General features: G+C 39.6%; 8 protein-coding genes. 2 read left to right on the plus strand and 6 right to left on the minus strand.

Going from position 1 to position 15,768, the window contains the following annotated elements; all coding sequences use genetic code 11:
• Positions 1-290 precede the first annotated feature (290 nt).
• Positions 291-3,416 carry a glycoside hydrolase family 2 TIM barrel-domain containing protein gene (locus tag ACRD64_RS00435; RefSeq protein WP_430931171.1) on the plus strand — a complete coding sequence of 1,042 codons (3,126 nt, stop codon included), beginning with the start codon at positions 291-293 and terminating at the stop codon, positions 3,414-3,416.
• 508 nt (positions 3,417-3,924) lie between these two features.
• Here the strand turns inward: ACRD64_RS00435 and ACRD64_RS00440 are convergent.
• Both ACRD64_RS00440 and ACRD64_RS00445 read right to left on the minus strand, forming a co-directional pair.
• Positions 3,925-4,170: a hypothetical protein gene (locus ACRD64_RS00440; RefSeq protein ID WP_430931172.1), complete on the minus strand. Its 246-nt coding sequence runs from the start codon at positions 4,168-4,170 to the stop codon at positions 3,925-3,927.
• Between the two features lie 278 nt (positions 4,171-4,448).
• The gene (locus ACRD64_RS00445) at positions 4,449-7,061 is read right to left on the minus strand and encodes a fibronectin type III domain-containing protein (protein WP_430931173.1); all 2,613 of its coding nucleotides are present in this window, start codon (positions 7,059-7,061) and stop codon (positions 4,449-4,451) included.
• 800 nt (positions 7,062-7,861) lie between these two features.
• On the opposite strand from ACRD64_RS00445, the gene ACRD64_RS00450 reads away from it, so the two are divergent.
• Positions 7,862-8,350 (plus strand): hypothetical protein, encoded by a 489-nt coding sequence (locus ACRD64_RS00450; RefSeq protein WP_430931174.1) that lies wholly within the window; start codon positions 7,862-7,864, stop codon positions 8,348-8,350.
• A 1,004-nt stretch (positions 8,351-9,354) separates the two neighbouring features.
• Here the strand turns inward: ACRD64_RS00450 and ACRD64_RS00455 are convergent.
• From ACRD64_RS00455 to ACRD64_RS00470, 4 genes are read right to left on the minus strand one after another with little or no spacing between them, the layout of a single operon-like run.
• Positions 9,355-9,933: a DUF6939 family protein gene (locus tag ACRD64_RS00455; protein WP_430931175.1), complete on the minus strand. Its 579-nt coding sequence runs from the start codon at positions 9,931-9,933 to the stop codon at positions 9,355-9,357.
• On the minus strand, positions 9,933-10,238 hold the full coding sequence (locus tag ACRD64_RS00460; protein ID WP_430931176.1) for a hypothetical protein: 306 nt from the start codon (positions 10,236-10,238) through the stop codon (positions 9,933-9,935). Before ACRD64_RS00460 ends, ACRD64_RS00455 begins: the two co-directional genes overlap by 1 nt.
• Positions 10,238-14,392 carry a DUF6531 domain-containing protein gene (locus ACRD64_RS00465; RefSeq protein ID WP_430931177.1) on the minus strand — a complete coding sequence of 1,385 codons (4,155 nt, stop codon included), beginning with the start codon at positions 14,390-14,392 and terminating at the stop codon, positions 10,238-10,240. Before ACRD64_RS00465 ends, ACRD64_RS00460 begins: the two co-directional genes overlap by 1 nt.
• The gene (locus tag ACRD64_RS00470) at positions 14,389-15,669 is read right to left on the minus strand and encodes a hypothetical protein (protein WP_430931178.1); all 1,281 of its coding nucleotides are present in this window, start codon (positions 15,667-15,669) and stop codon (positions 14,389-14,391) included. Before ACRD64_RS00470 ends, ACRD64_RS00465 begins: the two co-directional genes overlap by 4 nt.
• Positions 15,670-15,768 lie beyond the last annotated feature (99 nt).

Here is a 15,768-nt window from a genome sequence, read left to right on the forward strand (position 1 = left end):
CTTTTTCTTTTTCGGTTTTTAATGAGCTCGCCCAGTTGGGCAAAATTATGTTGCAACATACTAATAATTCATCTGTTATTATTCACCATTCAGAATTCGATGTTTATGGTTGTATTTCTACACCTTACAATCCTTCATATTCACGCTTAAATATTCTTGAATTATATTTCTCCGGATTGGAAATTTCTTTTTTTAAGAACTTTAGCCATATAAATCATGTAGCCAACACGTAATTTATTTATACATTTGATTGATTTCTTTATTGATTTTTAAACCATAATTACGAACTCATGCAATTGAAGAATTTGATCTACACTGTTTTAATTTTCCTCAGCCAAGTTATTTCTGCTCAAAACCATTGGGAAAATCCAGAATTTTTTAAGCAAAACCGCGAAGAGGCCAGAGCTACCTTTTACACTTTTGAATCGTTGGATAAAGCGTTGCAAAACGATATCAATCAAGCCGATTATATTAAATGTTTGAATGGCAAATGGAAATTCAACTATGTTGGAAAAGCTTCCGAACGCCCGCTCGATTTTTATAAATCATCTTATGATGTGAACGAGTGGGACGAAATTCCTGTACCCGGCAACTGGGAGATGTATGGATATGGATTCAAAAATTACAAAAACTCCAAATACCCTTTTAAAAAGAACCCTCCATATATTGACGATAATTACAGCCCTGTTGGTTCCTATGTCACTTTTTTCAATATGCCGGAAAATTGGCAAAACAGGGAAATATACATTCAGCTAGGTGCTGTGAAATCCGGGTTCGACATTTGGATAAATAACCATAAAGTAGGTTACAGTCAGGATTCTAAGTTGCCTTCCGAATTTAATATCACCCCATACCTGCAACCTGGTAAGAATAAGTTATCGGTACAAGTATTCCAATTTACCGATGGCAGTTATCTGGAGGACCAGGACTTTTGGCGATTATCGGGAATTCAACGCGATGTATTTCTGTTTGCTCGCCACAAAGTGCATATCCGTGACTTTTTTGCCAAATCGTTGTTGGACGAAACCTATACCGAAGGTGATTTTAGCCTGAAAACGGAATTAGTAAATCATTCTAAAAAGAAATCGACAATAGAACTAAGCTATCAACTAATGGATTCCGAAGGGAACACCCAACTATCGGGCATTTCCGAAACAATATTATCACCTAAGAAGAGTGAATGGCTTCAGTTTAAGGGACACATTCCGAATGTTAAAAAGTGGTCTGCGGAAAATCCTCAACTGTACACCTTACTTCTTACCTTAAAAGATAAAAAAGGAACAGTAACGGAAGCTACTTCCGTGAAACTTGGTTTCAGAACTTCCGAAGTAAAAAACGGACAGTTATTGATTAACGGCCTACCGGTGTTGTTGAAAGGAGTGAACCGACACGAACACGATGCCTATCACGGCCATGTTGTTAACCGGGAAACCATGATAAAGGATATCGAAACCATGAAACGTTTCAATATTAATGCCGTCAGAACCTGTCATTACCCGAACGACCCGGAATGGTACAAGCTTTGCGATCAATACGGCATTTATGTCTATGATGAAGCCAATATAGAATCGCATGGGATGGGGTATGAACCGAAAAATACCCTGGCCGAAAAACCGGAGTACAAACAAGCCCATATCGAACGGGTAATGAACATGATTAAGCGCGACAAAAATCACCCTTCCATTATTGTGTGGAGCATGGGTAACGAAGCCGGAACCGGCCAAAACTTTTTAGAAGCCTACAAAGCTGCCCATGCTTATGACGGCAGCAGACCTGTTCATTACGAAAGAGCCGAGCGAATGACTGACATTACCGAACGACATACCGACATTAAGGGAGATATGTACCGGAGAATCGAAAGCATTGAGAACAATTGGGTCGGCACCGACAAAACACGTCCTTTTATCTGGTGTGAATATTCTCATGCCATGGGCAACAGTAACGGCAACTTTAAAGAATACTGGGATCTGGTTCATAAATATCCTCAGGTACAAGGTGGTTTTATTTGGGATTGGATGGACCAGGGCCTGGTTAAGACACATGAAAACGGCAAACAGTTTTGGGCTTATGGCGGCCATTTCGAACCTGAAGGAATGGATCATGACAACAACTTTTGCATGAACGGGATTATTAACCCGGATTGGACACCCCACCCAGGTATTTTTGAAGTTAAAAAGGTTTATCAAAATATAAACTTCAAAGACTTTAATCTGGATAACGGAGAAATAACTGTTCAGAATGACTTCTTCTTCAAAAATTTAGATGCGTATTCCATTCATTGGGAATTAATTGAAGATGGCAACCCTGTTTTATCCGGTCACATAAGAGCCAATGATATAGCGCCACAATCAAAAAAGGTTTTTAAGCTTCCTTTGGGGCACTCAGACCTGACTATCGGCAAAGAATATTTTATCAACTTTTATGCTACCCAAGCTAATTATCATCCATTACTACCCATTGGTCATCAGATAGCTTCTGAACAAATAGCCATATCAGGTTTTAAGTCACCTGACCTGAAAACCGATTCTAGTGCAAGTTTAAAAACAAAGGATACGGAAAATCAGCTTATTGTGATGGGAGATCACTTTAACCTGACTTTTGCTAAATCCTCTGGAGCAATTATTTCTTACCAAATTAATGGACAAGAAATAATGAACTCCGCTTTAAAACCCTCTTTCTGGAGAGCACCGACGGACAACGATTTTGGGAACAAACTTCAGAAAAGAGCTAAAGTATGGAAAAGAGCGATGTACAATGCGTCTCTAAAAACATTTACATCTGAGATGAAAGACAAGAATTCCTTTCTTATAAAAACAACTCACCATTTATCCGATGTTGAAGGAATAGTAAAAATGGAATATCAGGTTTATGCTTCTGGTCAGGTGGATGTTTCCTATGCTTTTAAAGCGGAAAAAGATAAGCTTCCTGAAATACCACGAATTGGCATGAAAATGCAATTTAAAAAGGAGTTTGAAAATCTGCAGTATTACGGAAAAGGTCCATGGGAAAATTATTGCGACCGAAACACAGCCAGTTTTGTTGGCCTGTATCAATCAAAAGTAGCTGACCAATACTATGCCTATAATCGGCCGCAAGAGAATGGTCACAAAACAGCAACCCGTTGGTTACAATTAACCAATCATACCGGACTAGGTTTAAAAGTTATTGCCCAGGAACAACCTATCGAGTTTAATGCTTTACATTACAGCACCGAAGAACTGGATCCGGGTGAGGATAAACAACTTCGAACACCAGCGGACTTAAAAGAAGGTGATTTTGTAGAGTTACATATCGACCATAAAATGATGGGTGTTGGCGGGGATACCAGTTGGGGTGCCAAACCGCATAAACCTTATATCTATTTTACGGACAAGGCGTATAATTATAGCTTCAGTTTGATGCCAGTAATTCAGTAATAATTTTAAGGCCGTTTCATTTAAACGGCCTTATTTTTTATTCCTAAAAGTTTCCCTTGTAAAATGTTGGGGTAAAATTATCCGAGAGCTGTCATTCGGAATTTGAAAAGTTCTTTATTGTCAGCAGGCATCAGCCGTCCGGATTGCTATCGGAATAGAAAATCTAACATTGCCATGTTTAAGTAATCATTCAGATTTTGTTGATCGAATTGGTATTTCGGTGAAGTCGAATGACAATTTTGGGATTATTCATGAGCGGCTAACAGCATTACCTCTATAGTTTCAATCTATTTTATTATTGTCCATTTTACCTCTTATTCCATTTCTCAGGTATCTAATTTGGGTTTTCGGATGGTAATTGTGCTTCTACTTCCTGCCTCCAGTGTTCTAATAACAAGATCAGCCCCTTTGCTTTTTGAGGTTTTATCCCGGATTATGCATTAGAACTTCGTCATGAACATTGAAAGTGCAATAAAACAAGGCTTTACTGAAACGAGGCATAGCATCGTTATGGTGAGTTGAAGTGAAGCAGCGGAGTGTCTTGTTTTGAAACAATTTCAATGTGTAATAGATTTTCTAATGCATATTGCGGGTTTATAGGCAATAGATTATTGCTTTCTCCGATATTGTCTTTTACACGATAAAGCACACAGGAATCATCTTTATACTTTTGAATCAACTTAAAATCTCCTTTTCGCACAGCACTATTTGGCGTAGATCCTTGAATATAGCAATGGGGATAATGCCAAAACATGGCTTCTCTTTATAACTCCATTCCCCTCTTTTAACCAGGCAACCAAACTCGTCCATGTTAGGTTTTACTTCCCGAGGGATGCACAGTCCTGCGAGTTCGGCCAGCGCGGGGTAAAAATAGGGAGCAATGACAGGCTGGTCACAACGCTCCCTTTCGTTTCGCTTGGAGGTAAGAAAATGATAGGAAGAACCCTCACTCCTCCTTCGTATATATTTCCTTTACCTGCGCATAATGGGTGGTTATTGGTTTTGCGGTTATTCCTCACCAAATCGCCATTATCATTTAACTTTTAGGTTTTTATGCGGCGGCAAACTAAAAATCGATTTCCCATTGGTATTTACAAACCCTTTAACGGCATAGGTCCTGCCTTTTTTAAATTTGTTTTTAGGAATACCAATAGTAAACGCTCCATCTTCCACCGCTGTTGTTTCATACAAATCTTCCTCAACATTCAGATAGGAGATATCGCTTACTGAAATTCCAAACCTGACATCACCGTCCAATTTAATATTGGTGAAGCTTACCGTTACCAGGTAAACCTGTTCTTCTTCTTTAATATCTTTTACCTCAATTACTATTTGGTTGTCGCGTTTTATAATAGTGGCCGTATTCGGGTAGAAATCACATTCACCATCCGTATTATATGATTTGACGGTATAGTAGTAATTATCTCCATGTTCAACAGATTCATCCAGGTAAGAATTTCCTATGATATCTTCCGCTAAGACTTCCAACTCATGCAATTTTTCACCCCTGTAAAGCCTGTATTTTACGTCAGGATTGACAGTGTCCTGGGCTACCCATTCTAAAAATACGTTACCTTCCTTTGTTTCTTTTGCTGAAATATTTCTTGGAGGGAACGGCAGATTCTTTTTACAGATTACCATTTGCACATCAGACTTATCGCCAACACCCAATCCATTATAAGCAACAACACTAATTTGATACGGAACGTCATACTTTAATCCTTCAATACGGTAACCGAAAACATTTTTAGCGTCATACTCGGTGATATTCTTCCCATCGTCCACAAGTACCCTGTATCCGCTTGCATTTTTAACACTCTCCCACATAACGGTTATGGTTGTATCTCGCCGGGCCGTTTTAAAAATGGCAGGTTGTCCGGGCATTCCGTATTTCAAATGAACCAAAGGCGACAAAGAACTTTCTCCTTCATTGTTATACGCCTTAACCGCAAAGTAATAATCCTTCCCAACCTTAACGTTTGATATGGTTGTGCTGGTGTTATTCGATCCGGACAGCTCCAGTTCGTTTTCAAGCCTATTCTCATCTGTTCCGTATACCACCTTATATCCGTTGGCAATATCCCGCTTCCACCAGGTTAGCGCAATGCCTTTCTCTACCACCTTTGATTTATAAATCCGCGGTGCGGCAGGTGCATATTTATCCTCCGATTCCCACATGATTAGGGTTACTGAATAAGGTCGGATTTGAATATCCTTGCTTTTCATCTCCTCTTCATGAACAGGAATATTTTTGTTTTCTGCCACTTTGGAATACATATACCTGCACAATACTTTTTCTTGAAGTCGACTGTTGTCGCGATATATTTCCAGAGGGAGATTTTGGGGTGAACGATTGGTGACAATTAAGTAATCATGACCATTGATCCCTTTAAATGCCCTGGCATATAAACCATCTACCTGTTCGTTTTTTAAACCGTTTACTTTTACATTATTTTCAATAATGGTATTCCAGGTATACACACTATTGTTGGTCGCCTCATGAATCAATTCTATCGCCTTGCCTTCGTCATCTTTTCGGATGCCCGTCCTCAATTCGTCGGTATTTATCTTCTCACCTTTCTTATAGGCTTCCCGAATAACATTGTTTAAGTTTTTTCCCGGCCAGTACTTGTTACTTATTTCGTGACTGCCGATATAAAAAGCGTTGGGGTGTTGCAATTGACGTAAAGTATATTCCGCATTATAGATAGCGGAAACAATCCCATTCAAAGGTTTGTTCCAAACACCAAACTCCGTAATCATCAGCGGAACTCCATCCCAGGTATAATCCTCGATTTCCTGCATGGCTGCCGGAGAGGTTGCTTCGATAACTTTGGTATTTACCCTTTTGAACCCTTTTTCAAAGGGCTCATTGCCTCCCACATGCGGTGCATAAGAGTGCTTGGAGAAAACATTCCAATAAGCCCCGTGTTCTTCCTGGTATTGATGAATTTCCTTCATAAATCCCCAAATTCCGTCCCAGGTGCAATTTAACGCCAGCTTAGCATCCGGGAATACTCCTTTAATAGCATCAGCATAGGGTCTCATCTTAACCGCATAATCGTAGCCGTCATTCCACCAATAGCGATCCCTATGCGGGACATAAAAATATGGTTCGTTACAAAACTGCCATGCTTCAACTTGTATATTGTTGTTTTTACAAAATCGCGCTAATTCTTTGGCCACTTGCGGGGTTTCCGTAAAACCATTGATTGTTATGATCAGCTTGCCTCCTACTTCCCCCAGTAACTCATATAAATCGATCAATCGATGTGGCCCTTTGACCTGGGTAAATTCGTAACCTGTAAAATATGCCTTTTGATGATCAAACATCATGGCATAATCCTTATCGTACAATCCTGTCGCACTGTTAAAAGCATCTCCCATCGTTCCGGAAAAATACCTTAACCAGCCCGGTTTTAAACCATGAACGGCTTTTCTAAAATCGGGATGCGAATAACTCCATACTTTGTCTGCTATTCGCACATTAAAACCACTACAACCTTCTTCTAATTCATGACCTTTTGAAGTGTTAATTATAATTTTTGTTTGGGCAGATAATTCCCTGCAAAGCAAACATGATTGAATAGTATTAAACCCGATAATAAATGCTAATACTAACGTAAAAAATTTCACTTTTTTCATAATTGATTTTAAATATTATCCTTAAATTCAAAAGTATACTATTCAATACCATTATGTTATAAACATACCTACATTATATAGGATTTAAAATCAATTATTATTACTTTAAATGCATTTGATATGAATTATTATTCACTCTTATCTTTCAAAGACTTTTGTTTGTTGGGGAGGTCTAAATTCAGCAACAACATACACAAGAAGTAATATTGTTGATGAATGAAAACAAAAAACTTTTTAACTACCATAAAATTCTTGGATCAAGTTCTGAAATTTAATTTTGCTCTCACTTCTTTAGTTTATTGCGCTTGTAAGTTTTGGAAATATTAAGCAGAATTACCCATCAATAGAAATCGTAGTCATTTGTGCACTCCATGGAGAACTTCATGTTAAAACTCTTTTTAACCCGCAATATGCATTAGAAATTCTATTACCCATTGAAATTACTTTAAAACAAGACACTTCGTTGCTTCACTTCAACTCACCAGAACGATGCTCCCGAAAGTAATCGGAACAAGTGATGCCTCGTTTCAGTAATGCTTGTTTTATTGTACTTGCAATGCTCATGACGAACCTCCAATACATAATCCGGGTTTAAACTTTTACAACAGATCTTTCTTCACCCTTTCATTCCGTACAAACCACAGCCCTACTTATATCCTGGCTATATTTTCACATGCAACATTGTTGTATTGAAAACAATTTGGCACAATCAGTTGAAACACTCTTTTTACATTGACACCCGGAAATCTATACACTAACTTGGATTCATTATTCCAATTAAAAAATTAGGAGGAGAAACAATGGCTTTAAGAAGAATTTTTCCAATGAGTAACAACTACTTCCAGGGCGCAGAACAGGGAATATGTACGGTGGCTTCCTTGCAGTGGGCAAAAAAGTGTCTGAAATTAGGTAGAGGCTTAGGCAGCTTTAACGAACTGCAATTAAGTGGACACCAAATGAACGCCCTAATGGCCGTATGGCGAAGGTATGATAACTCCCCTGCTGCCCAAACCTTAGGCATGGGACTTAGAATAGTGGGCAACGACCGTGCTGTTAACCAGTTTATTGATGTGCAACGTTTTGTAAACCTAAGCGCGTCCAAGACTTGCATTTTTTGGACCCACAACCATACTATGGGTTACCGTGTATCCACCCGACACGGCAGGGAATGCGAATTCTTTGATATTGAAGACGGACTGTGGGTGGCGGATAACGATACCGAAATAAGACAGGTCGTAATCCAGAATTATGGAGCAGCAATAACCGGTATGCGGATCGTTAGTTTGTAACCTTTGACCTTAAAGGAAACCTGTACCATGTTGGTGATATGGTTCCCAATGGCAAGCTTGATATGCCTCGTAAAGGAAGTGGTAGTAGAGGTCAGATATTACGAAAAGTATGGATATATAAAGGTTACCACTCGGTGGCATTGCCTATATGGATAAAATAATATCAATGACAGACTTGGGCTGGATTTAATATCCTTTTTCCCAATATCCTGCCAAAAAATGGAAGTAATTGGAGGATTTCTCAACCAGAGAATAAATCTATACCACCAGCGAAGATATTCATGCCGCCAGAGAGGAACCTATACCGCCAGAGAGGAATGATCACCCGCCCGATAAAGGTTTTTACCCGCCAGTTGGAACTTTTTTGTCGCCAGAGAAAAGGTGTCGGATGCCAGAGAGAACTTTTGAGCCACCCGTGAAGCGTTTTAGACGGTCAGAGAGAAAATTTGTACGACTTGAGAAGAAATATTGCTGTTAATATGTAATACCGATTGGTTAATGAACTGGGCGTTAAATTTGCTTCGCATTTAACGCTGTCATTAATCCATCGGCATAAAACCAAGTGCTAACTTCATAGTTAAAATGGTATAACTTTTACATCTAAAGCAGAAACATTGTCACCATTGTATTTGCCTTAATTTCAAGCTACATCACAACCCTTTAACAAAAATCCCGCTGTCGTGCGATTGTATCGTGTGACTCAAATAGAGTTAAATACAAAAACATTTACATTATTACGTATTAAATTTCCAAGCTTAACTCTTCATTATGTGTTTTACAAAGAATGATTAATATTAAACAAAAACTACATCATTTATAATAAAAGCTTATGTTTAAGTGTCAAAATCACACGATGCAATCGTGCGATAGCGAGGGCTCAAAGATAAATTGTTATTATAGAAAAAGCTCGGATTACAAATCCGAGCGAGCTGGGGCTTTTAGAAATTGGTTTAAAGAAAAAAATAAGTTAATTTGAAATCGAGAACAAAATTATTGGACAGAGTTCAGCTTACATTCCCGGATAACATTTCAAACCTAGGCCAAATATCCATTAAATATTTCTTAATTAAGCTTGCATGTGAAAGAGGTTTTGATAAATTACAAATATCTTCATTTGTCTCATAATCAAGAAAAACAATAGATTTATTAATTAGTAATTCTTTTAATTTCTGTATCTCTTCTTGTAAATTATTATCTAATACCCATTTATATGTTGGTAAATAAATAAATTTTCGAGCCTCAAGATACCCTAACAAAACATCTTCATTTATTCCTTTTTTATGTCCTAATACTTTACCATAGGATTTTATACTTCTTTTTAGACCTTTCATAGTTTTTATGTCAAGTTTTAATAAATCTATATCATTTCTTTCAAAAACTTTTAAGGCTTGCCATACACCTTCAACTGAGGTAGATTTTATATCTTTTGAAAATGGAATAGGTATATTTCCATGGGGAAAGAAAGGACTAAATTTTATCCAAGGTTGGATACCTTTGGTTGTTACATCAATTATCTCTGCAGATGGATATTTCTTTAGCAATTTATCTATTTTTTTTCTTTTACTCTCGATATATATTTCCATCAAGTGAATAATTTATTTGCCAATTCTGAAAGTTCGAAACCTGCATCTTCTATTTTACAAATCAGATCTTCTGAAAAAACATTCTCACTCACATAAAAATGATTTGAAATATCAACAAAACATAATGCAAGATCTTTTGGCACCATACTTTTGTCCTTATATTCATCAACTAAAAATAATACAGCTTCCTTCACCTTTGAATACTTCTCATTATCGAAGAATCTTTCCGTTCTTAATTTTACAGGAATAGATTCTTCTCCTAATAAACCATCTATTATAATATTTGTTGCATCACATTTGTTCATTACTTACAATTTGTTTTGAATTTATTTGCATCAACTTCTTCCATCGCATCAGCAGGTATCTCACCAACAAGTAATACTTCTTTGGATTTGGCAGGAATATTTGCAGATCCCGATCCCACCCCACTTGCAATAGCTTTTTCTTTGGTTGAGATATCAATAATTTGAACATTTGGCCCAAGTTTATCTGTATCAATCGCCACCATCTTTTGACCAGGACTATGCCATTTATCAGCCAAATAAGTGGGGTCTTTACTAGTAGATATGAATTGTGAACCTTTATTTCTACTTCCTGAAGAAACATGTCCATGAACAGTCATACCTCGATTTGGTTTTTTAGCTGACAGCCCCTTAGAAGGATCTTCATCAGACCTTAAAAGCCTATAAATAATTTCCAGACCAAATATATCGATAAAATAATTTACATCTGGTACATATGAATACAGATTAAGGTTTTGAGCCAACAATCCTATCGGATCCTGACTAACATATCCACCACTCTGCGGATCATAATACCTAAACCTATTATAATACAGTCCCGTTTCCACATCCTCATATTGCCCCGGATAACGGAACGGACAGGCATCTCTACGCCCTTTCAAATTTAATAAATCTCCGTAAATAGTAGTGTCTGCTGCCCAAATTTGTTTTCCGTTGGCATCAAACATTTGGGTGGGGGTGCCCAGGTAGTTGGAGATAATGCTAAAGCGTTCTTCTCCCACTAGCTTGGCCACAGGTGCAAAACTTTCAGGTTCAAAAACCCAGGTTGTTACAGCTGATGGTGGCCCATTGGCAGGTGCGTTTGAAATTAGTTCTTTAGCTTTATTTATGCTTTCCGGACCTTTTGTTGAATAATCTTGTTTTGTTTCCTGTTGTATTGCTGTTTCAACCCATTCATGTAACGGCACGTTACCGTCCCAAACCCAACGGGTGGTTTTGTTATGGAATGTTTTGGAGAGTCTTCGTCCCAGGGCATCGTAGGTAAAGCTTACCTCATAACCATCGGGTCGTATTACTTTGGCCAGCATACCGGAGGCATTCCACTGGTATAACCAGACTTTACCACTGGCTTCCGTTTTTTTAATGAGGTTGCCTTCGGCATCGTAATCGTAGGTGGTACCCATGGCTTCCAGCAACTGTCCGGCCGGACCGTACTTCCTGTCTTTTTGATCCTTTGCTTTAAACAAGTTGCCCACGGCATCGGGCATGCGGAACTCAAATGAGCCATCGCCATATTGTGCCCCGGCCAGGTTACCCAATGCATCATGATCAAAGGAGGTGGTTCCATGGTGGGCATCGAGAATTTTACGCAAACGGTCGTTTACGTCCCACTGGTAACGTTTGTCCATAAAATTACCACCTGAACCACGTATAATATGATGGATAGGTCGCCCCAGTTTGTCACGCTTGGTGATACTGCGTATTCCCCCCGGCAAACTACGTTCAATTTCCAAGCCCATCTTGTCGCGGTTAAAAACGGCATTCCATGTTATCCCATCACCTTGTTGGGCACCCAAATGTTCCACATCGCCCATGGCATTGCGGGTAATATCGATATTGGCACCTAAAGAAGAAGTTAATTTGGTTCTTCGTCCAAGTATATCATAAAAAGATGCTACCTCAAATTCACCCTGTACTTCTCTGCTTACCTGTCCGAACAGATCCCTTTCAAATTGTACTTTCTGATGTTGGTTTTCAGCTCCAAGTAATTCCCCATCACCCCGGTATTCATATTTTTCATTGGTTTCATCATGGTAGTTAACCCGGGTCACACGTCCTGCCGGATCGTACTCATATTTAGTCCACTTTTCCTCTGGCCGTTCAACTTTAATGACTTGTCCTGCCGTATCGCGATAATAGGTTCGGGTCAGTTGATCAAAACCGATTTCCTTAAATACATTTCCCAATGGATCTAACTCGAAGCGATATACCGAACCTTGCTCGTTGGTGATTCCCGTTAACTGATCTTCGGTATCGTAATGAAATTTAACTGTTGTACCTGCCTCGCTTCTCGAAGCCAGTCGGTTCATCCCTTTGTAAGTAAATGCCACATCATGTTGCTTGTCTTTGGCTTGCAGCACATTGCTTTCTCCATCGTATTTGAGTTCGCGGGTATTACCGTCCGGCTCTTCTACTTTTATCACCCTTCCCAGTTCATCAAAGTAACGTCGCTGAATGTTACCGTTGGGATCGGTAACGGTTATACATCTCCCAAGAAAATCGTAATCCCATTGACTTTCACCTCCATCCGGCGTTACCAGCTTCGAAAGGTTGAGCCACTTGTCGTAATCCAGCCTGGTATTGTTTCCTGCCGCATCGGTGACCATATTTAAAAGTCCTTGCCAATAGTTATATTGCGTGAAACGGTTTAGACAGTCTTTCCGCTGAACAAGGTTACCGTATTTATCATATTTCCATTGCCATTTACCACCAACCGCATCAATTGCTTCAACCAGTTGATCCTCCTCATCAAACTCCATGGAAATACCAGCTCCATCCGGAAGTACAATAGAAATTTGGTTACCCCTTTCATCGTAAGCGTACCCGGTCGTCCTGCCTAATTCATCCAATTCCTCGGCTACCTCGTTAAACTCGTTGTATTTAGTGTATGAACTGTTACCTAAAGCATCTATTACCTCAATCACAACCCCTTCGGAATTGTAATAGTGATGGGTTTTGTGGCCGAGGGAGTTTTCAACAATGGTCATGCCGTCCCCGGGAAAATAAGTCAGTTGATGATCATATATCCCATCATCCCCCCAGGTATGAATGCAATGGGCATTTTCATCATTGCCTTCATATTCGAAATAAAAATTCAAACCATTACGGTTGGTTTCTTTTATTAAAAGATGGTTTTTATAATCATAACAGAACGATTGCTTCAACGCATCATCCGCTTTGATTAAATCGCCATATTTATTGTAGTTGTACGAAACCAGTAATATTGTTTCATCTTTTTCATTGGGATGTGGCCCATATATTTCCCGAATGCGATTTTCTTCATCGCTTATTATCTGCAATTCTCTTCCCGCACTATCCATAACCTGTTCCAGGTTCCCCTTATAATCATACGTAAAGCTAATTTTGTGTTTATTGCGGTTTCCGACGGAAACCAAACGATAAATATCGGGCGAAGAATTCAGTTTTTTAAAGATTAACCATAAACCGGACTGATCCTTTAAAATATATCTTTTCCCATCATTAATCAGTGTCAGTTTTTCTTTTCTGTTAAAATGCCGATCGCCTTTTTTTAGGATTGGAAATTCGGCCATTCTGCCATCGGCCAACCGCACAACTGTTATTTCTTCTTCCCGGTCGCAATATAGCGCCAAGTCGTAGCTATGATGCCAACCATGACCCATAGGGCCTTCATACATCGATGTAGTAAAATAAACTCTTTCCCAGGAGAATGGTATTGGTCCGGGCAGTTGAATATCGGTATGTTCCGTAAATACTTTCCCTGTCGCAATGTCTACCGGGTGACCGGTAACCGAACAGATACCCCGATGAACTTTATTGCGAACACTGGGAGGAACGCCCAGCTTGTCCATTATCTTATCAGCAGCTTTATGAAGCTTGTCCGAAATTTTCTTCATCCGCTTGCTGCTTTTCTGCATTTTACGGAGTTTCCCGGCCAGCTTACCCAAACCCGCCATTCCCAGTTTCATCCCCACCGCCATTAAAGAGATTGTAGGTGCTCCACCCACAAGAACAGGTGCACCGGCCGGGATGGGCGTCACTATTGAAGTTGGCAGCATCAGTCCTCCTCCCCCGCCTTTTTTGCGCGGTGGAGGTGGCATGCCAATACAACTACAGCTTAAAACGGGTAACGACAAATAAGAAAAGGGTTCATCTTCGGCCAACACAGAGGAACTACCCATATATGCTTCACCTTCATTCCCTATGGGTTTAATGAAGGTGCCACCCATGGGGATGTGAAAAACAATGGAAGGAACACTACTCCCGGAACCTGCTTGTACCCTTGGCACTCCGTTTACATAGACCGTAGAACCAATCACCGGAGCATAATCTGCCGGGTCCATAAAAAAACCAACAAAAGGATGGGGGATCGGAACAGGAGGAACGGGTCCCGGAGGCTGGATCATATGGACATCCACTCCCATAACAGGGTCGAAATGTTTGGCTGCAGGCATCATACCACTTCGAGTTTTTCGGTCCAGTTTTCACCCACCAGGTGTATCATCCTTTCCTCTATTCTATCCACCTGATCGGCATGATCGGTTCTGTTTGCCAATAACTTTAATTCGTATCCTACAAAAGGGAGCGTGCTACTTTTGCGGAGCTGTTCATCCAACTTCTCCCCTGAATCCAGGGCCTTTGCGTAAGCCTCCCAAGCCGCATCATATTTCTTTAACCGGGACTGGCAATATCCGGCCATACGCCAGGCTTCCATCTGATTATAAAAGTCTTCTGTTTTAATGGCAAAAGGAATGGCCCGCTCATATGATTCAAGTGCAATATCAAATTTCTTCGCACCAATCATTGCCGAGGCTTGCGAAAAGAGTGTAGTTACGGCCAATTTACCACTAGCTATATCACCTTCCTTAAAAGCGTCTTCAGAATAGGTAAACGCTTCACCGTACAAATCATACGCTTTGTCGTAATCGCTTTTCCCTAAGAATGCTCCGGCTGTAGCCATTTTTACGGCCACCTTCATATGAGGCCATTTGTTTTTATCGGCAATTTTAAAAGCCTTTTCAGATGTCTTTTTCACCAGCGACATATCCTGTTTAGCAATAGCCTGTGTCAATAAAACATATGCTTTACGGAACTTAACGCCGGGATCGGAAGCATCCCCTGCCGAAGCTAGTTTTTTGACTGCCGCACTCATATTTAAATTGGGTTCAATCGTATGTGCTAATTGAGGATAGTTTTCGCACAACTCGTCAAGTAGTGGATCTTCCAAAGCATCCATCATCATAAACCTGACTCTTTCTGAAATCCCGATTTCGAGGGCAATCTGTAACCATTCAATCAGATCTGCTTGTTTTTTTAATGATGCAGGGGTAAGGTAAATTACCAAAAAACCCTCCGGAAGTTTCAGACACTCGGCAAAACGCTCAAATATCTTTAATGCGGATTCTAAAGTAGAATCTTCCATGAACTTTTTACTGACACCCCAGCTTTTTATATCTTCCTCATCCGATTCTTCCTGAATGGATTTTATTATATCCAGGAACTCATTTTTAATACCGGAGGAGTAATCAACAACAGAGTTTAACGGTGCGGAAAGTTGAATGAAGAAATCGGCTGTGTCATTTCCTTCCGAAGTTTGAAGCTGGTAAAATGTTTTTATCATACTTACCTCATCAGCTTTAACCAACCAACGACATATCCGTGCTTCTTTCTCATCGGTGAATTCCAACCATAAGAAGGTGAGTTTTTTTAACCGTTGTACGATAGGATTGTCCATAATTAAAGTCCCTCATTTGTGCAAATTGGTCCGATGAATGAATTGAACACGAGATCAACAATTAGTCCTTTTAAAAAAAAGTGCGAGAAATCATTGTTG

Origin of the sequence: Saccharicrinis sp. 156 (genome assembly GCF_050589685.1) — a bacterium.
Classification (GTDB): domain Bacteria; phylum Bacteroidota; class Bacteroidia; order Bacteroidales; family Marinilabiliaceae; genus Saccharicrinis.

What these genes read in the sequence shown, in the direction of transcription:
- ACRD64_RS00450 (WP_430931174.1), top strand. Translation starts at nt 7,862, where the DNA reads ATGGCTTTAAGAAGAATTTTTCCAATGAGTAACAACTACTTCCAGGGC.
- ACRD64_RS00460 (WP_430931176.1), bottom strand. Translation starts at nt 10,238, where the DNA reads ATGAACAAATGTGATGCAACAAATATTATAATAGATGGTTTATTAGGA.
- ACRD64_RS00455 (WP_430931175.1), bottom strand. Translation starts at nt 9,933, where the DNA reads ATGGAAATATATATCGAGAGTAAAAGAAAAAAAATAGATAAATTGCTA.
- ACRD64_RS00465 (WP_430931177.1), bottom strand. Translation starts at nt 14,392, where the DNA reads ATGATGCCTGCAGCCAAACATTTCGACCCTGTTATGGGAGTGGATGTC.
- ACRD64_RS00435 (WP_430931171.1), top strand. Translation starts at nt 291, where the DNA reads ATGCAATTGAAGAATTTGATCTACACTGTTTTAATTTTCCTCAGCCAA.
- ACRD64_RS00440 (WP_430931172.1), bottom strand. Translation starts at nt 4,170, where the DNA reads ATGTTTTGGCATTATCCCCATTGCTATATTCAAGGATCTACGCCAAAT.
- ACRD64_RS00470 (WP_430931178.1), bottom strand. Translation starts at nt 15,669, where the DNA reads ATGGACAATCCTATCGTACAACGGTTAAAAAAACTCACCTTCTTATGG.
- ACRD64_RS00445 (WP_430931173.1), bottom strand. Translation starts at nt 7,061, where the DNA reads ATGAAAAAAGTGAAATTTTTTACGTTAGTATTAGCATTTATTATCGGG.